This window comes from Paraburkholderia fungorum (genome assembly GCF_902833645.1).
GTDB classification, from domain to species: Bacteria; Pseudomonadota; Gammaproteobacteria; order Burkholderiales; family Burkholderiaceae; genus Paraburkholderia; species Paraburkholderia fungorum.
Window position 1 is genome coordinate 138,269 of sequence record NZ_CADFGE010000004.1, and the last position, 22,633, is coordinate 160,901.

The 22,633-nt window shown below is 64.2% G+C and carries 21 protein-coding genes and 1 other RNA gene; 11 read left to right on the forward strand and 11 right to left on the reverse strand.

From position 1 onward, the window contains the following. Positions 1–17: 17 nt before the first annotated feature. Positions 18–950 carry a class II glutamine amidotransferase gene (locus HWX91_RS15110; RefSeq protein ID WP_081833049.1) on the reverse strand — a complete coding sequence of 311 codons (933 nt, stop codon included), beginning with the start codon at positions 948–950 and terminating at the stop codon, positions 18–20. Positions 951–1,139: 189 nt separating this feature from the next. Between HWX91_RS15110 and pyrC the strand changes: the two genes are divergently transcribed. The 3 genes from pyrC (at position 1,140) to rnpB (ending at position 3,519) form a co-directional block, all read left to right on the forward strand. After that, positions 1,140–2,219 (forward strand): dihydroorotase, encoded by a 1,080-nt coding sequence (gene pyrC, locus HWX91_RS15115; protein ID WP_028196392.1) that lies wholly within the window; start codon positions 1,140–1,142, stop codon positions 2,217–2,219. 11 nt (positions 2,220–2,230) lie between these two features. Then, positions 2,231–3,064, forward strand: a complete 834-nt coding sequence (locus HWX91_RS15120) for a DUF3025 domain-containing protein (RefSeq protein WP_028196391.1) — start codon at positions 2,231–2,233, stop codon at positions 3,062–3,064. 41 nt (positions 3,065–3,105) lie between these two features. After that, positions 3,106–3,519, forward strand: an RNA gene (gene rnpB, locus HWX91_RS15125) — RNase P RNA component class A. Positions 3,520–3,616: 97 nt separating this feature from the next. On the opposite strand, the gene HWX91_RS15130 is transcribed toward rnpB, so the two are convergent. The 5 genes from HWX91_RS15130 to HWX91_RS15150 form a co-directional block, all read right to left on the reverse strand. Then, positions 3,617–4,039, reverse strand: coding sequence for an OsmC family protein (locus HWX91_RS15130; protein ID WP_028196390.1), 423 nt, complete (start codon positions 4,037–4,039; stop codon positions 3,617–3,619). Between the two features lie 450 nt (positions 4,040–4,489). Next, positions 4,490–6,958 (reverse strand): fimbria/pilus outer membrane usher protein, encoded by a 2,469-nt coding sequence (locus HWX91_RS15135; RefSeq protein WP_028196389.1) that lies wholly within the window; start codon positions 6,956–6,958, stop codon positions 4,490–4,492. An 88-nt stretch (positions 6,959–7,046) separates the two neighbouring features. Beyond that, positions 7,047–7,475, reverse strand: coding sequence for a DUF1090 family protein (locus HWX91_RS15140; RefSeq protein WP_028196388.1), 429 nt, complete (start codon positions 7,473–7,475; stop codon positions 7,047–7,049). A 114-nt stretch (positions 7,476–7,589) separates the two neighbouring features. After that, the gene (locus HWX91_RS15145; protein ID WP_127837951.1) at positions 7,590–10,940 is read right to left on the reverse strand and encodes an ATP-binding protein; all 3,351 of its coding nucleotides are present in this window, start codon (positions 10,938–10,940) and stop codon (positions 7,590–7,592) included. Further along, a complete protein-coding gene (locus tag HWX91_RS15150) occupies positions 10,933–11,565 on the reverse strand; it encodes a response regulator (RefSeq protein WP_028196386.1) in 633 nt (210 codons plus the stop codon). Before HWX91_RS15150 ends, HWX91_RS15145 begins: the two co-directional genes overlap by 8 nt. A gap of 334 nt (positions 11,566–11,899) precedes the next feature. Here HWX91_RS15150 and rplM point away from each other — a divergent pair, with 334 nt between their 5' ends. From rplM to erpA, 3 genes are all read left to right on the forward strand, one after another. After that, complete coding sequence (rplM, locus tag HWX91_RS15155) at positions 11,900–12,328, forward strand: 50S ribosomal protein L13 (protein ID WP_007180422.1); 429 nt, start codon at positions 11,900–11,902, stop codon at positions 12,326–12,328. Positions 12,329–12,339: 11 nt separating this feature from the next. Beyond that, positions 12,340–12,732, forward strand: a complete 393-nt coding sequence (gene rpsI / locus HWX91_RS15160; RefSeq protein ID WP_007180423.1) for a 30S ribosomal protein S9 — start codon at positions 12,340–12,342, stop codon at positions 12,730–12,732. A gap of 268 nt (positions 12,733–13,000) precedes the next feature. Beyond that, entirely contained in the window at positions 13,001–13,366 is a 366-nt protein-coding gene (erpA, locus tag HWX91_RS15165) for an iron-sulfur cluster insertion protein ErpA (protein ID WP_007180424.1), read from the forward strand. Between the two features lie 87 nt (positions 13,367–13,453). On the opposite strand, the gene HWX91_RS15170 is transcribed toward erpA, so the two are convergent. After that, complete coding sequence (locus HWX91_RS15170) at positions 13,454–14,584, reverse strand: anhydro-N-acetylmuramic acid kinase (protein WP_028196385.1); 1,131 nt, start codon at positions 14,582–14,584, stop codon at positions 13,454–13,456. A 205-nt stretch (positions 14,585–14,789) separates the two neighbouring features. On the opposite strand from HWX91_RS15170, the gene tyrS reads away from it, so the two are divergent. From tyrS to HWX91_RS15185, 3 genes are all read left to right on the forward strand, one after another. After that, a complete protein-coding gene (tyrS, locus tag HWX91_RS15175; RefSeq protein WP_028196384.1) occupies positions 14,790–16,040 on the forward strand; it encodes a tyrosine--tRNA ligase in 1,251 nt (416 codons plus the stop codon). A 65-nt stretch (positions 16,041–16,105) separates the two neighbouring features. Then, complete coding sequence (gene dtd / locus HWX91_RS15180; protein ID WP_028196383.1) at positions 16,106–16,564, forward strand: D-aminoacyl-tRNA deacylase; 459 nt, start codon at positions 16,106–16,108, stop codon at positions 16,562–16,564. A gap of 111 nt (positions 16,565–16,675) precedes the next feature. After that, positions 16,676–17,353 carry a histidine phosphatase family protein gene (locus tag HWX91_RS15185; RefSeq protein WP_028196382.1) on the forward strand — a complete coding sequence of 226 codons (678 nt, stop codon included), beginning with the start codon at positions 16,676–16,678 and terminating at the stop codon, positions 17,351–17,353. A 60-nt stretch (positions 17,354–17,413) separates the two neighbouring features. On the opposite strand, the gene ruvB is transcribed toward HWX91_RS15185, so the two are convergent. Continuing rightward, on the reverse strand, positions 17,414–18,478 hold the full coding sequence (gene ruvB, locus HWX91_RS15190; protein WP_028196381.1) for a Holliday junction branch migration DNA helicase RuvB: 1,065 nt from the start codon (positions 18,476–18,478) through the stop codon (positions 17,414–17,416). Between the two features lie 121 nt (positions 18,479–18,599). Beyond that, positions 18,600–19,181, reverse strand: coding sequence for a Holliday junction branch migration protein RuvA (gene ruvA, locus HWX91_RS15195; RefSeq protein ID WP_028196380.1), 582 nt, complete (start codon positions 19,179–19,181; stop codon positions 18,600–18,602). 197 nt (positions 19,182–19,378) lie between these two features. Between ruvA and HWX91_RS15200 the strand changes: the two genes are divergently transcribed. Then, positions 19,379–20,011, forward strand: a complete 633-nt coding sequence (locus HWX91_RS15200; protein ID WP_028196379.1) for a LysE family translocator — start codon at positions 19,379–19,381, stop codon at positions 20,009–20,011. A 4-nt stretch (positions 20,012–20,015) separates the two neighbouring features. Here the strand turns inward: HWX91_RS15200 and ruvC are convergent, their stop codons facing one another. Next, a complete protein-coding gene (gene ruvC / locus HWX91_RS15205) occupies positions 20,016–20,558 on the reverse strand; it encodes a crossover junction endodeoxyribonuclease RuvC (RefSeq protein WP_028196378.1) in 543 nt (180 codons plus the stop codon). 149 nt (positions 20,559–20,707) lie between these two features. Between ruvC and HWX91_RS15210 the strand changes: the two genes are divergently transcribed. Continuing rightward, entirely contained in the window at positions 20,708–20,944 is a 237-nt protein-coding gene (locus HWX91_RS15210; protein ID WP_028196377.1) for a hypothetical protein, read from the forward strand. A gap of 123 nt (positions 20,945–21,067) precedes the next feature. On the opposite strand, the gene purH is transcribed toward HWX91_RS15210, so the two are convergent. Then, entirely contained in the window at positions 21,068–22,633 is a 1,566-nt protein-coding gene (purH, locus tag HWX91_RS15215) for a bifunctional phosphoribosylaminoimidazolecarboxamide formyltransferase/IMP cyclohydrolase (protein ID WP_028196376.1), read from the reverse strand.

The following is a 22,633-nucleotide window of genomic DNA, read 5'->3' on the forward strand; positions in this document are numbered from 1 at the left end:
TTTGTATCGACTTCGGATCAGGACTCGAACGCGGCGGTATCGTCCGCGGCTTCAAGGTCAAGCTCGGTCGTGCCTATCGCCATTGCCCCGGCCGAAGCCGCGATCGTGGTTGCCGAAGCCGACGCGTCCAGCGCCGGATTGCGCAGCTTCTCCAGCACCGAAGCCGGGACCGGCACGTTGACCCGGCCAATCACTTCGCCGTGCTGGAACATCAACAGATCGCCCGGTTGGAAGGCGGACCACACTTCGTTGTCGGTGAGCGGCTTGGTCGCGATTACGGCGACGCGGTCTTCCGGCGTGGTGTATTTGGCGAAATCGATCGACACGTCCGCATCGACCAGATGCGCGGTCGAGAACGGCCAGCGCCGCACGATGTAATGCAGATGCGTCGAACAATGCGCGAACAACGCCTGGCCGTTCGACATCAGAAAATTGAACACGCCGAATTGCGTGATCTCGCGCGTGAGCGTTTCGAGCGCCGCGAACAGTTCTTCCAGCGGCGGCTGGCAGCCCGGAAAAGCCTTGCGTAAGCCTTGCAGCAGCGCGCAGAACGCCAGCTCGCTATCGGTCGTGCCGACCGGTTGATAGACGCCGGTCAGCGCCGGCGAATAGTCTTTCAGATCGCCGTTGTGGGCGAAGATCCAGTGGCGCCCCCACAGTTCTCGCATGAACGGATGGCAGTTTTCGAGCAGGATGTGCCCTTGCGTCGCTTTGCGAATGTGCGCGATCGTGTTCTTCGATTTGATCGGGTAGCGCTTGACCATTTCGGCAATCGGCGAGGTTGCCGAAGATTGATGGTCGATGAACAGGCGGCAGGCTTTATCTTCGAAGAAGGCGATGCCCCAGCCGTCCGCGTGGTGATCGGTGACGCCGCCGCGCGCCGCAAAGCCGGTGAACGAGAACGTGACGTCCGTTGGCGCGGCGCAGTTCATTCCGAGAAGTTGGCACATGTTGCAGGTAAGCCTGTGAACGGGGCGAGCCGTTACAATGATGATTTTCCAAGCATATCACCGAGCCAGAAGCGCCAAATAGCAAAATTGACGTGTGTTTAGGTCTCAGCGCTGCGATTTGCTGTGATTTGTACCGCTTTGAGCATGCTGATCTGTTTTTTTGCCGCCGAATCTCGTCCCCTTCTCGCCATGACCGCTTCCAACGCTCCTCTCGATTTCGTCGACTCCATCGACTCCGTTACGCTCGCCCGCCCGGACGACTGGCACCTGCACGTTCGCGACGGCGAGATGCTCGCTGCGGTGCTGCCGGATACCGCGCGCCAGTTCGGCCGCGCGATCATCATGCCTAACCTGAAGCCGCCGGTCACCACGACCGCGATGGCGCAGGCGTACCGCGAGCGCATCGTCGCCGCGATCCCGGCCGGGGCGAAGTTCGAACCGTTGATGACGCTGTACCTGACCGACAACACGCCGCCCGATGAAATCCGCCGCGCGCGTGAAAGCGGCTTCGTGCATGGCGTGAAGCTGTACCCGGCGGGCGCGACGACCAACTCGGACGCGGGCGTCACCGACATCATGAAGTGCGCCAAAACGCTCGAAGTGATGCAGGAAACCGGCATGCCGCTGCTGGTGCACGGCGAAGTGACGGATTCGTCGATCGACCTGTTCGACCGCGAGAAGGTGTTTATCGACCGCGTGATGACGCCGCTGCGTCGCGCGTTTCCGGCGCTGAAAGTAGTGTTCGAGCACATCACCACGAAGGATGCTGTCGACTACATCCGTGAAGCCGGCGTGGCGCCGGGGCTGCTGGGCGCGACGATTACCGCGCATCACCTGCTGTACAACCGCAACGCGATCTTCCAGGGCGGCATCCGTCCGCATTACTACTGCCTGCCGGTGTTGAAGCGTGAGACGCATCGTGTGGCGCTGGTCGAGGCGGCGACCTCGGGCAATCCGCGCTTCTTCCTCGGCACCGATAGCGCGCCGCATCCGAAGGGTTTGAAGGAGCACGCGTGCGGCTGTGCAGGTTGCTACACGGCGCTGCATGCACTTGAGCTCTACACGGAAGCCTTCGACAAAGCCGGCGCGCTGGACAAGCTTGAAGGCTTCGCCAGCTTCTTCGGCGCCGATTTTTATGGTCTGCCGCGCAGCGAAGAGAAGGTCACGCTGCGTCGTGAGGAATGGACGTTGCCGGCCGAGTTGCCGGTTGGCGACACGCCCGTGGTACCGCTGCGTGGCGGCGAGTCGATCGGCTGGCGGCTCGTTTGAGCTTGCGTTAGATGCTGGACCGGGAGGCGGCGCGCGTGGGTTTCGGTTTTGCCGACATCGATTGGTCGAAGCCGTGGTTCGCGCAGTTCGCGGCACGCGGCGAGCGCTGGCAGCAGGCCGCGCTTCAAAGCTATGCGGCCTTGCTCGCCGAGATGAATGCGGATGCGCGTGCCATGCAGCAGCGTACCGGCCGTGGCCAGCGTCTCGCGTTCATTGCGCAGGACGATCTGCCGCCCGGAGCGGCTTACGAGGCGCACATCGCGTCGACCGGCTGCGTGCCTACGCGCCATAACCTGCATGACTTCTTCAACGGGTCGATGTGGTTCGCGTTTCCGCGCATCAAGGCGGCGCTGAATGCGCGACAGTCGGCGGCGATCGATGCGCTAGGCGTCGGTCCGACCCGTGGCGGCGTGCGCGACACGTTAACCTTATTCGACGAAAACGCGTTGTTGTTCGCCTGCGCCGATCCGGCGTTGAGCGCGGCATTGCGCGGATTCGACTGGCAGACGCTGCTGGTGGTTCATCGCGATGCCTGGGGCACACGCTGCGAAGTGCGCTGCTTCGGTCACGCGCTGCTGGAAAAGCTGATCGCGCCGTTTAAAGCCTGCACGGGCCATGCGTGGATCGTCGATGTTCCATCCGGGTACTTCGGCTGGGGCGTTGCGGCACGCGACGCGTGGCTCGACGAGTCTATCAGCGCGGCACTCCTGAACACCGATGCATTGACCAGCCGGATGTTTGCACCGCTGCCCGTGCTGGGAATTCCGGGTTGGTGCGGAGAGAACGAGTCCCCGGCGTTTTACGACGACACATCCGTCTTTCGCACGGGGCGGCGCGCGCGTTAAAGCGCTTCCCGGTCCGCCGCAGTGTTAAAATGCGCCCCAGCAAAGCAGGCCAGGCAGTCGCGGCCTCTGCGGTTTCGGCCAAAGAGGGCGAGGAAAGTCCGGACTCCATAGGGCAGGGTGATGGCTAACGGCCATCCGTGGCGACACGCGGAACAGGGCAACAGAAAGCAAACCGCCGATGGCCCGGCGCAAGCCGGGATCAGGTAAGGGTGAAACGGTGCGGTAAGAGCGCACCGCGGCTGCTGCAAGGCAGACCGGCACGGTAACCTCCACCCGGAGCAATTCCAAGTAGGCAGGCTAGCATCTTCGAGATGCAGGACGGGGCCCCCGTCACGTCTGCGGGTAGGAAGCTTGAGCGCGTCAGTAATGGCGTGCCTAGAGGAATGACTGCTACGCGCGTCGTGTTTTCGGACGCGGCGCGTGCACAGAATCCGGCTTATCGGCTTGCTTTGCCACCTAATGAAAAATGCCGGCGCCCAAACGGACGCCGGCATTTTGTTTTGTGCGCGCTTCGGCTGCTTGCGCCGAGGCGAGGCCACCGCCGAGCCGGGTTCAGCTCGCGACGATATCGAACGAGTGCGACAGTTCGGCGGTCTTCGCGATCATGATCGACGCCGAGCAGTATTTGTCATGCGACAGATTGATCGCCCGTTCCACGGTAGCCGGGTTCAGATTCTTGCCGGTCACGGTGAAGTGGAAGTGGATCTTGGTGAACACCTTCGGATCTTCGCTGGCGCGTTCGGCCTTCAGTGTTACCGAGCAGCCCGCCACTTCCTGGCGGCTTTTCTTCAGGATCATCACGACGTCGTAGGCCGTGCAGCCGCCCGTGCCGAGCAGAACCATTTCCATTGGACGCGGCGCCAGATTGCGGCCGCCGCCTTCCGGCGCGCCGTCCATCATGACCAGATGGCCGCTGCCCGTCTCGGCGGCGAACGCCATTCCGTCCTGCCCCATCCAGCTAACTTTGCATTCCATGCTGTGCTCCACCGCGCTGTGCTGATATCGAAACGGCATTGTAGCCCGGTGTTTGCGTGTCCGCCCGAAGGGACTTTCGACGGAACTTATGCGCAATGGCTGCTTGCGTGTTGCGGTGCGGCATGTTTCGGCGATTCGGGAATGCCCGGACTGCTTTAGGGGTTTTACTCTAGTCGATGTCCGCTTTCGTAATTAGCTGCAGCCGTATATGCTTTTGATTTTAAAGGGAATTGGCTGATATTTGATCCACAGCCCGGACTGCCGCATTGTGAAATTCGATTTCACAATGCAAATGTTCTTGCGTCGCACAAGGGTGCCTCATATAATCAGCTCCATCGGTTGCAGCAGTTCTGCAACCTCCGCTGTCTCCTCCACCTCCTCCTTTGGTGGATTAAACCCGAACCGCTCGTTCGGGTTTTTTTTCGTCCGTGGATTGCCGGGCAATGTCCTTTACCTGGAGTCCAGTCCAGGCATTTTCTGCGGATGAATCGGCACGTAGAGCACCGAGCCGGATACCGGCGCGACCTCCCGGAGCAGGGAGCCGTAGTCGAGGTCTTCGCCGGCCGTCAGGCTGTCCAGACCCACCCGGTTCACCCGATACGGCGTCAGATAAGAGATGATCGCGCGACCGCGGGCGTCGGTGCGGGTGGACAACTGACCGTCCACGCTGGCATCCGCGTAACCGGGCGCATCGACCACGGCAATCGTGTCGCCCAGCGACTGACCGAGCACGATGCCTTGCGCCGCCCGGTCGTCGCGGCTGTGAAAACCCACCACGCTTCCCGCCACCGCCATGTCCACTTTCCGGTAGCCGCGGCCTTGTCCGTAGCCGGTATCGAGGCGCCCGCCGTCGCCCTGATAGGACACGTGGCCAGTCCCTTCGCTGCCCACAGCGCCGGAATGCTGCTGGGTCAGCGCGTAATTGAGCCGGTAGTCACGGAGCGCGGAGCCGGACAGGCTATTGCTCCAGACCAGCGCGCCGTCGTCGTCGCGGCTGGCAGCAAGGCCGTAGCGCAGGCTGCCCGTTTTGCTGCCCAGCGAAAGCGGGATCGAGAGCGTGGCCTGAAACGACTTGCTGCGCGTGCCGCCAATCTGCCGGATGCCGGCCTGCAGATCGACGTCGAATTTGTCGCCGTACCAGGTCGCGCCCAGTTGCAGCGTCCCGCGTGCGGGATGGCTGCTGGCGTAATTGTTCGCGCTCAGGGTGGCGTAGACGTTGCCGGTGTCGCCGACGTTCTGTTGAACGTTGAGGCGGATCTGCCGACGCGGCACGGATTCGTTGAATGCCGCGCCATCCGTGTCGCCGAACAGATCGCGCCAGAATGCGGCGTCCGCTTCGCGCTGCAACATGTCTTCCATTGTGCGGAAATGGCCGCCGCCGAATTGCCGCCAGTCGACGCTCATGCCGGTCCCGGTCGACGCGAACGACTTCGCGTAGCGCGTGCGAAAGCGCAGGCCGCTGGGCATCGTCGCGGATGGCGCATCGACTTGCGAGCGTGCGAGGTCGAAAGAAAGCGCGCCGGCTTCGCCCAGGTCCCAGCCGAGTCCGGCCGCCATGCTACGGTAGCCGCGCGCCTGCAGCGCGCCCCCGAATGCGCTCAGACGGTGCGGCAGTCCGATGCCGAGCGTGGCCTGCACGAATGGCGGCTGGTCGAAAGCCGCGTTCGTGCTCGCGCGACGGTAGCGTCCGGCGCTGAACGCGTACTTGATCGCGTCCTGATGCACGAGCAACGGCATCGCGATAAACGGCACGACCGACACGTGTTCGGTGCCGTCCGCCTCGCGCACCGTCACGCTGAGGTCGCCGCTACTGGAAGGCGGCCGCACGTCGTAGAACGCAAACGGGCCGGGCGCGACCACCGCGTGATAGAAGAGCAGCCCGCGCTGGCGAATGAACACTTCGGCGCTGCCGTGCGCGTTGCCTCGCACCACGGGCGGCGCGGCGCTCAGATGGTCGGGCAGGAGATTGTCGTCGGAGGCGAGCTGCGCGCCGGAGAAAGGGATGCTGTCGAACAACAGACTGTCTGTTGCGCCGTCGCCCAGCAGCAACTTGCCCCGCACGCGTCGCACGTCGCGCTGCACGTAGGTTTCGAGGCGCTCCCATTCGGGTTTGCCGATCGTGGGACTCGAGTAGACGTGGTTCGAACGGAACTGCCACACGTCGACGTTCGCGCCAGCGTTGAGCGTGGCGAATGCGGACGTGCGGCGGTTGTAGTCGAGCGCGTTCGCGCCTTCGGTGTGTGACGCGCTCAACTGGTAGTCGAACCGCACGGCGTCGACGCCGTTATCGAGTCGCGCGGGCGCAACGTAACCGCGCGCGCGGCTCATCAACGGATCGGCGATGCGCACGTTGAGTTGCTGCTGGTGCGCGTCGTATCGCACGCGCGCCGCCGGCTCGGCCGCTTCCTCCAGGGCTTCCCCGGCCGCTTCGCGTTCCTCGGGTGTAGCGTCGTCAGGGATGTCCGGCGGCGCAGCGTCGGCGTCGTGCGGGTGTTGTGAACGCTGCGGCATCACGCAACGCGCGTCGCCGGCGTCCGCTTGAGCCGCGAACTCGGCCGCCGGCATGACGCCCCACTCGAGCCAATCGGCCACTTCGGCGCATGGTTTGCCGTCCGCGCCCGTCGCGAGCCATGAGAAGCCGCTCCAGTGTCCATTGACCACCACGGCGTACCGTGTGAACTCGCGCTGCAGCGCGCCTTCGTCTCCAGGCGGCCCTGCTTCTGCGCCGGGCTCCGGCTCACCCTTCAGGGCGCCCAGCAGCGCCGCCCGAAAGGGCGCATCGGCAAGGCGTGCACTGTTGGCGGGGACGTCGTCCGCGCCGGACGAGCGTGCTTCATTGGCGAAGGCTTCATTGGCGAAGGCGAAGGCCGGGGCAAGCCAGGCCAGGCTCCAGGCGGAAGAGAGTAGGCGCTTGCGCAAAATGATCCGTCTGACGCGAAAAACAAAAAACAGGGGCGAGGCCCCTGTTTGCTCCGAACCGAAGCGCCGCACGCGGCGCTTGTGGCGGTTAGCCCTTCAGTGCGGCGAGATCGGCTTGCGCGCTGCGCAGGTCGTCCATTTTTTCGCGCAGTTTGTCCTGCTTGTCGCTGACTTTCTCCTGAGCCTTCTGGATCTTCTTGGCGTCATTGCGTGCCTGTGCTTCGCGCAGCTTGGCTTCGGCGTCGCGCACTTCGTCCTGAGCCTTGCGCACGTCGTTCTGCTTATCCTGAACCTTGCGCTCGGCGCGCTGCACCTGGCCTGCGTCCGTGCAATGCGCCTGCACTTCGGCGAGCGCGCCTTGCAGCGCACGGACCTTTTGCGTGTTGCCGTATTGTTGGGCCGTCTGGATCTCGGACTTGAGGGCGCTGACGCGCGTCGCGCAGTCCTGCGTGCCGGCGAAAGCAGTCGTGCTCAGGAGGACAAAAGGAATAACAGCGGCGATCAAAGTCTTTTTCATGAGGATACCTTTCTACTTCAGGTTAAGAGCGGCGGGGTGTGCCGTTCGATGACACTTTGCCCGGCCGTGAGGGCGCCCACCATCGTATAGATTCGAAAGTGCAGGCCGTTTCTTTTAGAGACGGCCTGCGTTCACGACGGCGACGTGACGTTGCAGCAGCGCTTCGAGTCGCGCGTACTGCGCGTCCAATGCGGTGGCGACATCCGGCGCACGTCGGCAGGCCTGCATCTCCAGAACGATGCAGGCGTGATCGACGGCTTCATCGGGCGACGCACAGGCGATCACGCCGCGCATCCGATGCGCATAGTCGGCGGCGGTTTGCCATGCGCCGCGATCAATCGAGGCCTTCAGCGCAGCGAGATCCTCCGCGAGGCTGGCGGCGAGTTCGGGTGTGACCGGTTGCGGCGCCGCTTCGCATGCGGGAGGCTCGCGGGCCTCGCTCATTACGAAGCGCGCCGGCAACCAGCGCGCCAACGCAGCCGCGAGTTGCCCCAGCGCAAGTGGCTTCACCAGCACCTGATCCATACCCGCAGCAAGGCAATCGGCATGCGCCTCGGGCAGCGCGTTGGCGGTGTAGCCAAGAATCGGCAGGCGAGGGCGCACGGCGCCGTTTTCGGCGGCGCGGATGAGACGCGTGAGTTCGAGCCCCGACATGCCCGGCATGTTGCAGTCGGTGAACACCAGGTCCACGCCGGAGTCGAGTGTGGCCAGCGCGGTGTCTGCGTCGCAGGCCTCGACGGGCGTGCAACCCAGTTCCCTCAACTGGTCCGCCAGAATGCGCAGGTTCAACGGATGATCGTCGACCGCGAGGACGCGCAACGAAGCGCCCGCGCGCAGCCTCGCCGGAGCGCCTGACGAACCGGACTCGAACCCGTCGCCGGATGCCGCGGCCGGCGGATCGCACGCGATGCACGGCAGGCGCAGCAGGACGCAGGTACCGCGGCCTGCTGCGCTGGTAACGTCCACGCTGCCGTTCATCAGCGTGACCAGCCGCTTGACGACCACGAGGCCCAGGCCCGTCCCGCGGCGCACCGCCGCCGCCGAAGTCTGTCTGAACGGTTCGAACAGACGGTCGAGTTCGTCGGGCGGAATGCCTTCGCCGGTGTCGCGGATGTCGATGCACAAGATTGGCTTGCCATCCGGATCGACCCCGAGCGAAGCGTGCAGCACGACCTCGCCGCGCTCGGTGAACTTCACCGCGTTCGACAGCACGTTGCCGATCACCTGGCGAAGCCGGAGCGGATCGAAGCGGGCGCCGTGCGGCACATCGGGCGCCGTCTCGGCGCGCAGTTCGATGCCTTTCTCATGCGCGGCGGCGGCGAAAAGCGTCGCGGTCTCGGCGAGCAGGGCGCGCAGATCGACGGCGCGCGGCGTGACGCGCAGCTCGCCGGCCTCGGACTTGTGCACGTCGAGCAGATCGCCGACCAGTTCCAGCAGACCAAGCGCCGAGCGGCGCGCGATCGCCAGCGGCGCGGGATCGGCGATGCCCGCTGCGGCGCGCCGTTGCGCCTGTTCCAGCAGGCCGAGCACGGCGCTCATCGGCGTGCGGATTTCGTGGCTCATCAGCGCGAGAAATTCGCTCTTGTCCGCGCTTGCCCGTTCGGCAGCATCGCGCGCCGCTCGAAGTTCGCGCTCCACCTGGCGCCGTCGGCGGATCTGGTATTGCAGCAGGCTGTTCCACACCGCCGCGAGCGCCAGCGCCGCGAGTCCCCACGGCAGCCAGCGGAATACCGAGCGGCGTAGACTGTCCCACGTGCTGCTCGGATAGTTGATGTGCGCGAGCCAGCGTGATGCGATCGCGGCGCGCTCGGCCGGCGTGATCGCGGCAAGCGCCTTGTCGAGGATGCCGAGCAGTTCGGGCGCCGCGGGCGAGACGCCGAACCGGACCTGATCGGGGTCGTCGAACGCGGTGCCGGCGATGCGCAGCCGGTTGGGGAAAAATCGCTCGATCGAATAACTCGCGCCGCCCATGGTTTGCAGCGTGGCGTCCGCGCCGCCCCGGGCGACCAGATCGAGCGCGTCGGCGGCGGTGCGCACGAACACGAGCCGGATCGATGGATGCACGGCCAGCACGACGCTCGCAAGCGCATGTCCGGTGACCAGCGCGAGCCGTTTGCCGTGCAGACTGCGCAGACTCGTGATGGACGCGTCGCCTTCGCGCGCGACGATTGCCCAGATCAGCGGCATGACGGGGTCGGAAAACGCCATGAAGGCGTTGCGCGCGGGTGTGGGCATGAGCGTCGTGACGAGCGCGGTGTGTCCGGCGCGCAGATCCGCCTCCAGCGCCGGCAGGGTGTCCCGCGCGACGACCTTGAAGCGCAGCCCCGTGCGCCGGCCGATCAGCTTGAGCAATTCCGCGTGCACGCCCGAGAATTCGCCGGCCGAATCCACGAAGGTGTACGGCGCGTCGGCCGTATCGACACCCACCGGCACGACCGGGTGCGCTGCGATCCAGGCGCGCTCGGCCGGACTCAACGGCAGCGGGCCGTCCTGCATATCCTGCGCCGCGCCGGCCGCCCAGCGGCGCAGCACGCTCGCTTCGAGCCACGCGGGGAGTGCGCCGAAGGAGGTCTCGACGGCGTCTTTCAAGGCCGGCCGGTCGGACGCCACGGCGACGGAAAACGCGGTTTGCGCACTGTCGACTCGCGCCACGCGGAGGTTGAGATACATGCCTTGCTCCACGCAAAACGTCGCGGAGACCAGGTCGCCGATGTAATAGTCCGCTTCGCCGAGCGAGACGGCGGCGAGCGCCCGGTAGAGCGATGGTTCGTCGAGCGGTGGGGCCGCTGCGGGCTGATGGCGCCGCAGCACCGCAAGGGCGTCCCGCTGATCTTCGACGACGGCCGCGCGTCCATGCCACGCGCCGTCTGTGTCCAGCGCGGGGCCGGCGCGACGCACGATCGCGAGCGGCATGCGCAGATACGGCACGCGCTCGACGTCGTCGAACGCCCGGGCGCCCGGCGAGCCGATCACGCTGAGCAGTTCGATATCATGCGACTTGAGGGCCGCGAGCGCAGCCGCCTGGCTCGCGAACCAGCGGACGCGGATTGGCGTGTCGAGCGAATTGGCCAGCAGGTGCAGGTAGTCCGCGGCAATGCCGGCCATCGTGTTGTTACCTGGGCGGAATTGGACCGGCGCGTAGTCGTTGCCCCACACGCCCACGGTCAGCATGCGGTGACTGGCGAGCCATTGACGGGACGTGAGCGTCAGCGGCGCGGCGAATCGGGTGGGCGCCAGTTGGCTGCCGAGACGCAGCGGCGCGGCGGAGGACGCGCTCTGGCGGTCGGGCGCCCGAGCCAGCAGCCCCGGATTGGCGCGCTCCGACGCCTCAGCGCCGGACGCAATGCCAGCGGCGCTGAGGCGGGGAGCCGCCGCCAGCATCATGACCCAGGCCGCCGCCGCGAGAGCCCGCCGCAACCGGCTCGCCGTGCGCCTGGTTGCGCCCGGGTCTCGCGTGTCAGGCAATGCCGAGCTCGTAGGCGTAGCGCACCAGGTCCGCGTTGCTCGTGAGCCCTAGCTTCTGCATGGCGTTCTGTTTGTGCGTGGCCACGGTAGTTTTGGCGCGATTCAGACTGGTCGCGATCTCGTCGAGCGAATGGCCTTGAGCGAACAACCGGACCACGTCGGTTTCTCGTTGGCTGAGCCGCTGCGGCGCGCGGCTCCTGCGCGCGCCGATCGACGCCCGCACGCCGGGCGATAGAATAGGTGGCTCGCCGCCGACTGATAGCGCGCGCATGGCGGCCAGCACTTCGGCGCGGTCGTCGCTCTTGCTGACGATCCCGTGCACGCCGAGCGCGGCGAGCTGTTCGCAGAGCGCCGGATTGGCGAGCATGGTGAAGACGATGACCCGCACGGTGGGAAACTGGCGCAGCAACTGCGCGATCAACGCGAGGCCGTCGCCGCCGGACATGCCTTGGGTCATGGAGTAATCCGTGACCACGGCGTCGCAGGGGTGGGCGCGCAGCGCCTCAATCAACTGGGCGCCGGTGCGCGCCTTGAACACGACGCTGAATCCGCCCGCTTCGACAAAGGCCGATTCGAGCGCGTCCATGATCACGGGATGGTCGTCCGCCAGACCGATCCGGAGCATTGGGGATCCTTACGGAGTGAAAGTCGGACAACCTTAGCAAACCCGGGCTATCGATTTGTGCGTTTTGATGTCGCAATAGGCGCAGTTCGTGACGTGGAACACCGTTTTCGATGAAGAAAATTCACTTTCACGAGTGGCCATCGGCATTCACGCCGGGCCGTCGCGCCACGTCAGGCGCCACTTTTGACTTGCGCCTTGATTTTCCTTTATAATTCAGAGCTTTTCCGCATCCGCGCCCGCGGAGGAAGAACCAGGGAGAGCCTGCACGCGCCTCGATGCGCACACTACAAGCAGGAAAAAACACATTGGGCGCAGCAATTTTTTTGGATCGATCATGAAGACGTTTTCCGCAAAAGCCCATGAGGTTACGCGTGAATGGTACGTGATTGACGCGACGGATAAGGTTCTCGGGCGTGTCGCCAGCGAAGTGGCACACCGTCTTCGCGGCAAGCACAAGCCTGAATTCACTCCGCACGTCGACACCGGTGATTTCATCATCGTTATCAACGCCGGCAAGCTGCGTGTCACGGGCAACAAGGCTACTGACAAGAAGTACTACCGTCACTCGGGCTACCCGGGCGGTATCTATGAAACGACGTTCGGCAAGATGCAAGAACGCTTCCCGGGCCGTGCGCTCGAGAAAGCGGTCAAGGGCATGCTGCCGAAGGGCCCGCTCGGCTACGCGATGATCAAGAAGCTGAAGGTCTACGCTGAAGCAACGCATCCGCATTCGGCACAACAGCCGAAAGCGCTCGAGATCTAAGGGGAGCCCACATGATCGGTAACTGGAATTACGGCACGGGCCGCCGCAAGAGCGCCGTCGCACGCGTCTTCATCAAGGCTGGCAAGGGCGAGATCATTGTAAACGGCAAGCCTATCGCCGATTACTTCTCGCGCGAAACGTCGCTGATGATCGTGCGTCAGCCGCTGGAACTCACGAACCACGGCGTCACGTTCGACATCAAAGTCAACGTGAACGGTGGCGGTGAAACGGGTCAAGCCGGTGCGGTTCGCCACGGCATCACCCGCGCGCTGATGGACTACGACGCAACGCTGAAGCCGGAACTGTCGAAGGCTGGCTTCGTTACGCGTGATGCTCGTGAAGTCGAACGTAAGAAGGTCGGCTTCCACAAGGCACGTCGCAGGAAGCAATTCTCGAAGCGTTAATCGCTTCGGGTGCGATCCGGCCTTCGTGCCGGAGCGCTGCAAAAGCCGCCAACGCTTTCGCGAAGGCGGCTTTTTTTATGGTTTTCCACGTCGGTTGGCGGCAACGTTTTTTTCGCTTTGGCGGCGGGGTAAGCCGCTCAGGCAGGCTGACGGCGGCTGGCGCCCCGCTCGCTTGTGTTTCCTGGAAGAACCCATTGGTTTTGTGGGCTTCAGCACGATATTGAGATCAGCCCTACAATAGCGGTTAGAAGCTTTTTGGAGAGTTCGAATGAACGCAGTCACCGATACACCCGTGACCGAGATGCCCGCCCCCTTCGTTTTTACCGACGCAGCGGCTGACAAGGTCAAGCAACTGATCGAAGAAGAAGGCAATGCGGACCTCAAACTGCGCGTTTTCGTGCAGGGCGGCGGCTGCTCGGGCTTTCAGTACGGTTTTACGTTCGACGAAGCCGTCAACGAAGACGACACCGTCATGAACAAGAGCGGCGTCCAGCTGCTGATCGATTCGATGAGTTACCAGTATCTGGTCGGCGCTGAGATTGATTACAAGGACGACATCAACGGCGCCCAGTTTGTCATCAAGAATCCGAATGCGACCACGACCTGCGGTTGCGGTTCGTCATTCTCGGTTTGATGGCTGGTTAGGCGACAGGTTGTAAAGAGAACGGGGCCGCTTTCGGCCCCGTTTTTTATTGCCTGAGCTAAAACCCAGATACCTGGCTTAGCGTGCGTAGATCGCGCCTAGTACACGTTCCGCTGCGGCGCCGGTGACGGCCGGCAAATTGCCCGGCAGGCGCGCCACGCAGCGCATGGCGAGCCATGCGAACGCCAGCGGCTCGACCTGGCTCGGCGGGACGCCGAGCGCGTCGGTCGTCATAACGGGCACGCCGCTCACGCCGCTGTCTTCGAGCGCCTGTTGCAGGGCTTTCATAATCTCCGGATTGCGCGCACCGCCACCACACACGTAGACCGCCTTCACATCCGATGCATGCCGTTCGATTTCGCGAGCCACCGTTACCGCGGTCAGCGCGACCAACGTGGCTTGAACATCGGCGGGGGCGAGGGATGCGAAGGGCTGGAGTTTGGCATCCAGCCATTGCGCGTTGAACAGGTCGCGACCCGTGCTTTTCGGCGGTTGTTGCGAGAAAAAGGGCTCATCGAGCAGCGCATTCAGCAATGTCCGGTCGACCTGTCCGCTCGCGGCGAAATGGCCGTTTTCATCGAACGGCTTGCCGATATGGCGCTGCGCCCATTCGTCGAGCAGCGCGTTCGCCGGCCCGCAGTCGAAGCCGCGCACGCCGCCGGTCGCGTTCAGGATCGTGATATTGCTGATCCCGCCGAGATTGCAGACCACGCGGGTTTCGTCTTTCGCGCCGAACACCGTGGCGTGAAACGCGGGCACGAGCGGCGCGCCCTGGCCGCCGGCCGCGACGTCGCGGCTGCGGAAGTCGGCCACCACGTCGATATGCAACATTTCCGCGAGCAGCGCGGGATTGTTGATCTGCCGCGTGTAACCCTTTTCCGGCCTATGCCGCACCGTCTGGCCATGCACGCCTATCGCGCGCACTTCCGAGGCCGGCACGCGGCTGGCTTGCAGCAACTCGTGGCAGCAAACGGTGTATCGCGTGGCGAGTGCATTGGCGGCCAGCGCTTCGCGTTCGATCTCGTTGTCGCCCGGGTGTTGAAGCGCGAATAGCGCCTCGCGCAAACCTGCCGCGAAGCCGACAAACGCTTCGGCCAGCACCACCGGCGGTTTGCCTTGGGCAAACCGGACAGCGACACCGTCGACACCGTCCATGCTCGTGCCGGACATCAATCCAAAGTAGACGCCATCTGCTGGGTCTTGCGCCACGTTGCTGCTCCTCTCGATGACTTATTGCGATCCGTTTTAGCAGATTATCGACGCAAGCGCGGCCGAATATAAAGCGTCGCAACGCCAATGGCGCGGTCGGCCACGCCGAAATCATGCGCCGGCAGGGGGCTTATGGCCCAGTCAGTGGGCGCGGCGGCGCGCATCTATGGGACAATCTCTTTTTTCGCGACTTCACGTTTCCAGCATGACCACCGAGTCCACCAAGCCTAATCCCGCTGCCGCCTTCCCGATCACCGACGAAGTCCGTCATGCGCTCGCCGTTACCAAGCGCGGCGTCGACGAACTGCTGATCGAAGACGAATTCGCGCAAAAGCTCGCCAGGAGCGCGGCGACAGGCAAGCCGCTGCGTATCAAGCTCGGCCTCGATCCGACCGCGCCCGACATCCACATCGGCCACACGGTCGTGCTGAACAAGATGCGCCAGTTGCAGGACCTGGGTCATACGGTGATTTTCCTGATCGGCGATTTCACGTCGCTGATTGGTGACCCGTCGGGGCGCAACGCCACGCGTCCGCCGCTTACGCGCGAGCAGATCGAATCGAACGCGAAAACGTATTTCGAGCAGGCCGCGCTGGTGCTCGACCGCGAGAAGACCGAAATCCGCTACAACAGCGAATGGTCGATGCCGCTCGGCGCCGACGGCATGATCAAGCTGGCGTCGCGCTACACGGTGGCGCGTATTCTCGAGCGCGAAGATTTCACCAAGCGCTTCCAGGGCGGTGTGCCGATCTCGATTCATGAATTCCTGTACCCGCTGATGCAAGGCTACGACTCGGTCGCGCTCAATGCGGATCTGGAGCTGGGCGGCACCGACCAGAAGTTCAACCTGCTGGTGGGCCGTGAGCTGCAGAAGCAGTATGGCCAGGAGCAGCAGTGCATCTTGACGATGCCCTTGCTCGAGGGCCTCGACGGCGTCGAGAAGATGTCGAAGTCGAAGAACAACTATATCGGCATCAGCGAAAAGCCGACGGACATGTTCGGCAAGCTGATGAGCATCTCCGACGTCCTGATGTGGCGTTACTTCGAACTGCTGTCGTTCCGTCCGATGGATGAGATCGCCGGCTTCAGGAAAGAGATCGAAGCGGGCCGCAATCCGCGTGATTTCAAGGTGATGCTCGGCCAGGAAATCGTCGCGCGCTTTCACTCGCAAGCCGACGCCGAGCGCGCGCTCGAAGACTTCAACCATCGCGCGAAGGGCGGCGTGCCGGACGACATTCCGGCGGTGACGCTCGCGGGCGCGCCGCTCGCGATTGGCCAGTTGCTCAAGCAGGCGAACCTCGTGCCGTCCACCAGCGAGGCGCTGCGCAACATCGAGCAGGGCGGCGTGAAGATCGATGGCGCGACCGTGTCCGACAAGGGCTTGAAGGTCGAGGCCGGCGAGTACGTCGTGCAGGTCGGCAAGCGCCGCTTTGCGCGCGTCACGCTGACCGCTTGACCGTGCGGCCATAGCACGATGAGCACGATGGTGACGCAAGCGTCGTTGCATCCGGAGTCGAACGCATGATCGCGCTGATCCAGCGTGTTCGGCGCGCGGAAGTGCGCGTGGGCGAGCGCGTGACCGGCGCGATCGAGATGGGCCTGCTGGCGCTCGTCTGCGCTGAACGCGGCGACACCGAAGCCGCCGCCGACCGTTTGCTCGCCAAGATGCTCGGCTACCGTGTCTTCAGCGATGCGGCCGGCAAGATGAATCTCTCCGTGCAGAACCTCGACGGCGCAGGGCGCGCTGGTGGCCTGCTGCTCGTTTCGCAGTTCACGCTGGCCGCGGACACCAACAGCGGCCTGCGTCCCAGCTTTACGCCCGCCGCACCGCCCGACGAGGGCAAGCGGCTATTCGATTACTTCGTCTCAGCAGCCCGCGCCAAACACCCGATCGTCGAGACGGGCGAATTCGGCGCCGATATGCAGGTGTCGCTCGTCAACGACGGGCCGGTCACGTTCTGGCTGCAGACCAACGCCTGAATTTCAACTACCGCGCGCCTGGCGCACGCGGCGGCACGCCTCTACTTCTCCAGCCGCTTTTTGCGACAATAGCGGCTCGGCATAAATCGGCTACTGGCGCCCACTCATTCCATGACCACGCAGATTCTGTTCATTCGCCACGGCGAGACCGACTGGAACCAGATCAAGCGCATTCAAGGCCATATCGACATCCCACTCGCGACGACCGGCCTCGCGCAGGCACAACGCCTCGCGCGCCGTATCGCGAATGAGGTGAAAGAGGGCGCGCGGCTCGATGCGATTTATTCGAGCGATCTGCAACGTGCACAGCAGACTGCGCAGCCGATCGCCGACGCGCTCGGCTTGCCACTGCAGTTGCGTGAAGGTTTGCGCGAGCGTTCATACGGCGCGTTCCAGGGGCATGATAGTGACGAGATTGCAGTCCGTTTCCCCGATGAATACGCGCATTGGCAAACCCGCGATCCGGGTTTCGCGCCGCCCGAGGGCGAATCGCAGCGCGTGTTTTATCATCGCGTGCTGCATGCGGTTGAACCTTTGGTGGCGGCGCATCCGGGCGGACGAATCGCTGTCGTCGCGCATGGCGGCGTGCTGGACTGCGTGCGCCGTTTTGCCTGTGGTTTGCCACTCGAAGCGCCGCGCGATTACGCGCTGCTGAATGCGAGCATCAATGTAGTGGACTACGCCGACGACGGCAGCAAGGCAACGGTCGTCGCGTGGGCCGATGTGTCGCATCTCGATGCGCCGAGCACCGACGATAGCTTCAAGCGGATGCCGGAACCGGGGCGTTAAGCGGCGCGCTTCCCGAACTCTCAAGCGTGGGGGCGCTGCCGGTGGCCAGAGGCGCGACGTTCAGGTCGCGGCCGAATCCCACAGGCCAGGGATGGGGCTCGAAGCGTCCGGCGCGGCGAGGCCGAAATGCCGGTACGTAAGCAGCGTGGCGACACGCCCGCGCGGCGTGCGCTGCAAGAAGCCTTGCTGGATCAGATACGGTTCGAGCACGTCTTCGATCGTGTCACGCTCTTCGCCGATTGCCGCTGCGAGGTTGTCGACGCCGACCGGGCCGCCGTCGAACTTGTGCAGGATCGCCTCAAGCAGCTTGCGGTCCATCAGGTCGAAACCGACCGCGTCCACGTCGAGCATTCTGAGCGCGGCGTCGGCCACCTGCGCGGTGATATTGCCGTCCGCCTTCACCTCGGCGAAATCGCGCACACGGCGCAACAGCCGGTTCGCGATCCGCGGCGTGCCGCGCGCGCGCTTGGCGATTTCGAACGCACCATCCGGGTGAATCTGCGCATTCAACAGCGACGCCGAACGGGTGACGATGCGCGCCAGTTCTTCGGCGTTATAAAACTCGAGCCGTGCGACGATGCCGAAGCGATCGCGCAACGGATTGGTCAGCATGCCAGCGCGCGTGGTGGCGCCGACCAGCGTGAAAGGCTGCAGATCCAGCTTCACGCTGCGCGCGGCCGGTCCTTCGCCAATCATGATGTCGATCTGATAATCCTCCAACGCCGGATACAGAATTTCTTCGACGACCGGCGAGAGCCGGTGGATTTCGTCGATGAACAGCACGTCGTTGGCTTCCAGATTGGTGAGCAACGCGGCAAGGTCGCCGGCGCGTTCGAGCACCGGGCCGGACGTTTGCCGCAGATTGACACCCATTTCCCGCGCGATGATGTGCGCGAGCGTGGTTTTGCCGAGACCGGGCGGTCCGAACAGCAGCACGTGGTCGAGTGACTCCGAGCGGCGCTTGGCGGCTTCAATGAAGATTTCCAGTTGACCGCGCACTTTTTCCTGCCCGACATACTCGTCGAGCTGGCGCGGGCGCAGCGCGCGCTCGAACGCTTCTTCATTCGGCGAGACGGGCGTGGCCGCGATGATGCGCTCGGCGGCGAGTTTGTCGGTTTCGATCATGCGGTCATTGTACCGCGCCCCGCCCGTGGCGAAACCCGGCCGAACGGCCAGGGTGCGCGTCGCGCAGCCATGTGCGAAGCTCTACATGTCGCACGCAGCGCCACCGTCACGGCATGCGCTATTAACCCTTGGAGAGCGCCTTCAGCGCGAGCTTGATCCCTTCGGAAACGCCGGTGCCCGCTGGCACGTTCTTGACGGCCGCCAGCGCTTCTTTTTCGGAGTAACCCAACGCGATCAGCGCGTTCAGGATATCGGAGGCGTGATCGGACGCCGACACCGTGCCAGCCATTGCGCCCAGATCGGCGCCGATCTTGCCCTTCAGTTCGAGAAGCAGGCGCTCGGCTGTTTTCTTGCCGATACCGGGCACGCGTGTCAGGCGCGCAGCGTCCTGCATGGTGACGGTCTGCGCGAGCTCATGCACGCTCATGCCGGAGAGCACGGCGAGCGCCATGCGTGCGCCGATGCCGGTGATTTTCAGCAATTCGCGGAAGGTCGAGCGTTCCTCGGCCGTGCCGAAGCCATAGAGCAGATGCGCATCTTCACGCACGATCATTTGCGTGAGCAGCACGACGCGCTCACCGGTCGAGGGCAGGTTGTAGAACGTACTCATTGGCACGTCGACTTCGTAACCCACGCCGTTGCAGTCGACGAGCAGATGTGGCGGGTTTTTTTCCAGCAGAACGCCGGCAATGCGACCGATCATGGCGGATTCAATCTCGAGAGAAAGGGCGAGTGTAGCGCAGTGGATGCGCGGCGGGTCTGGCAGCGCGGTGGCGTACCGGCCCGCTGTGCAGTGGCGCGCCGCGCTATCCGCGATCGCGGTTGACCGGCGTGTTACGGCCCACTAGACTGAGATCCCTTTTGGCGGGTTCTCGCCCGGCACAACCAGAAGGAGCGTCCATGCTAAGCCTCACCACTCTCGCGCTGTTTGCCGGTGCGTGTCTCGCGTTGACCGCCACGCCCGGCCCCGACATGCTGCTGATCGCTTCGCGCAGCGTGAGCCAGGGACGTCCCGCCGGTTTCGCCTCGTTGGCGGGTATCCTGGTCGGCACTTACTGTCATGCGCTGGCCGCCGCATTCGGTCTGTCGCAACTGTTTCTGGCCGTGCCGATGGCCTATGACGTCGTGCGTTTCGTCGGCGCCGCTTACCTCCTGTATCTCGCCTGGAAGACATTCCGCACGCAAGGCACCGTGCTGTCGCCGAATGCGTCGATGAGCCGTTACCCGGTTGGCCGGATATTCCGCCAAGGTCTGTTCACCAACCTGCTGAACCCCAAAGTCGCGCTGTTCGTCCTCGCGCTGTTTCCGCAGTTCGTGCGGCCCGAAGCGGGCTCGGTGGCGTTGCAGATCATGGTGCTCGCGACCGTGCTGAATCTGATCGGCTTCTGTGTGAACGGCGCGGTGATTCTGATGGCGAGCAAGCTGAGCCGTAAGCTCAGTGCCGGGCGCCGGCCGTCGCGCCTGCCGCAGTATCTGCTCGGAACCGTGTTTGCCGGGCTGGCTTGCCGGCTTGCGCTGGCGAGCCGGAACTGAGGGCCTAGCCCACCAGCCGTCCACGCCGCACACGCAAGCCCTTTTTCGCGAGCGACGGTGCAATACCACCCAGCGTACTCAGCGTCGAGCCCCCATGTGCGTGGCAAATCGCCATGCCGAGGGCGTCGGCCGCATCGGTGCCGGGCACGCCGGAGAGGTTGAGCAGCCGGACCACCATCTGCTGCATCTGCTCTTTGGTTGCGCGGCCGTAGCCGACCACGGCCTGCTTCAACTGCAAGGCCGTATATTCGGCAACCGGCACGCCACCCGCCACCAGCCCACAGATCGCCGCGCCGCGAGCCTGGCCAAGCAGCAGGGTGGATTGCGGGTTGACGTTGACGAACACCTTTTCGATTGCCGATTGATCCGGTGAATGCTGACGGATCAGCGTCGAAATGCCTTCGAAAATAGTGCCGAGACGCGAGGGCAGGTCGGCGTCGGCGGTTTTAATCGTGCCGCTCGCGACGTAGCTGAGCCGGTGGCCGTGTTGATCGATCACGCCGAAGCCGGTCACGCGCAAGCCGGGGTCGATGCCGAGAATTCTCATGAGGTGCCGCACGTGCGGTAAAAACTGGGTGCTTGCGATACTACAACGAACGCGCCGTGCGGCGGGCGGCGCGGCGCGAAGCCGGCGGAATAAAAACTGCTGCGCTACGAACGGGACAGGCGCAACCGGGCCAACAGGAGGCAACGCGGATGGAGCGTTATCGGAATCTCAGCGGCGACTCAGGCGTCGTAGCCTATGAAATCGGTGACGACTTCATCGCGGTCCGCTTCAGGCCGGGCGTCACGTATTGGTACACATCGGCGAGTGTCGGCGCGAAACATGTCGCCACGCTCAAGCGCCTTGCGCGGCGAGGGCAGGGGCTCAGCACCTACATCAGCCAGCACGCAGACGTCAGCGGCGGTTATGACCGCAAGGAAGAGGATTGAGCGGCCGGGCACGCCCCATAGCTAGAAAGCAGAACGGCCCGGCGGAATCTCCGCCGGGCCGTTTCATCGACAGCGAGGTTCGACGAGCGCCGCGCAACACCCACGCCGCCCGCGAAGCCAAAATCAATGCCGGAAGTGCCGCACGCCGGTCAACACCATCGCGATGTTGTGCTCGTCCGCCGCGCTGACCACTTCGTCGTCACGCATCGAACCGCCCGGTTGAATCACGCAGGTTGCGCCTGCCGCGACCACCACATCCAGACCGTCGCGGAACGGGAAGAACGCATCCGACGCCACGGCCGAACCCGTCAGCGTCAGCCCGGCGTTCTGCGCCTTGATGCTGGCGATACGCGCCGAGTCCACGCGGCTCATCTGGCCCGCGCCGACGCCGAGCGTCATGCCGTTGCCGCAGAACACGATCGCGTTCGACTTCACGTACTTCGCGACGCGCCATGCGAACAGCAGGTCGTCCATTTCTTTCGGCGTCGGGTGACGCTTCGTGACCACGCGCAATTCGCGCGGCTGCACGTTCTTCGAATCGAGCGATTGCACCAGCAGGCCGCCGCCGACGCGCTTCAGATCGAACGCGTTATGGCCTTCGCCCAAGGCGATTTCCAGCAGACGCACGTTCTGCTTGGCCGCGAACACCTGGCGGGCCGCCGCGCTGAACGACGGGGCGATCAGCACTTCGACAAACTGCTTGGCCACTGCCTGCGCGGTCGTCTCGTCGACCTCACGGTTGAACGCGATGATGCCGCCGAACGCCGAGGTCGGATCGGTCTGGAACGCCTTTGCATACGCTTCGTTCGCGTCCGCGCCGACTGCCACGCCGCACGGATTCGCGTGCTTGACGATCACGCACGCCGGCACGTCGAACGTCTTCACGCATTCCCACGCAGCATCGGAATCGGCGATGTTGTTGTACGACAGTTCCTTGCCTTGCAACTGGACGTAGTTCGCCAGCGCGCCCGGCTGCACCGCCAGGTCGCGGTAGAACGCGGCGCTCTGGTGCGGGTTTTCGCCGTAGCGCAGGTCCTGCGCCTTGCTGAACGCCAGGTTGAACGTAGCCGGATACGTGTTGCGCGACGAGTGTTGCAGTTCGTCGGTCAGGCTCGTCAGGTAGTTCGTGATCGCGCCGTCGTACTGCGCGGTGTGCGCGAACACTTTGGTGGCGAGGCAGAAGTTCGTCTTGTACGAAACGGCGTTGCTGTTCGTGCGCATTTCGTCGAGCACGACCGCGTAATCCGCCGGATCGACCACCACGGTCACGTCGCGATGATTCTTCGCGGCCGAGCGCAGCATGGTCGGGCCGCCGATGTCGATGTTCTCGATCGCGTCTTCCAGCGAGCACTCTTCTTTCGACACGGTCTGCACGAACGGATACAGATTCACGACCAGCAGGTCGATCGTCGGGATGTCGTGCTTTTCAAGCGCTGCCATGTGTTCCGGCAGGTCGCGGCGCGCCAGAATGCCGCCGTGCACCTTCGGATGCAGCGTTTTCACGCGCCCGTCCAGCATTTCCGGGAAGCCCGTGTAGTCGGCGACCTCGGTGACGGAGAGACCCGCGTCCGCGAGCAGTTTCGCGGTGCCGCCGGTCGACAGGATCTTGACGCCGAGGTCCGACAGCGACTTGGCGAAGTCGACGATGCCGGACTTGTCGGAAACGGAGATGAGCGCTTGCTTGATCAT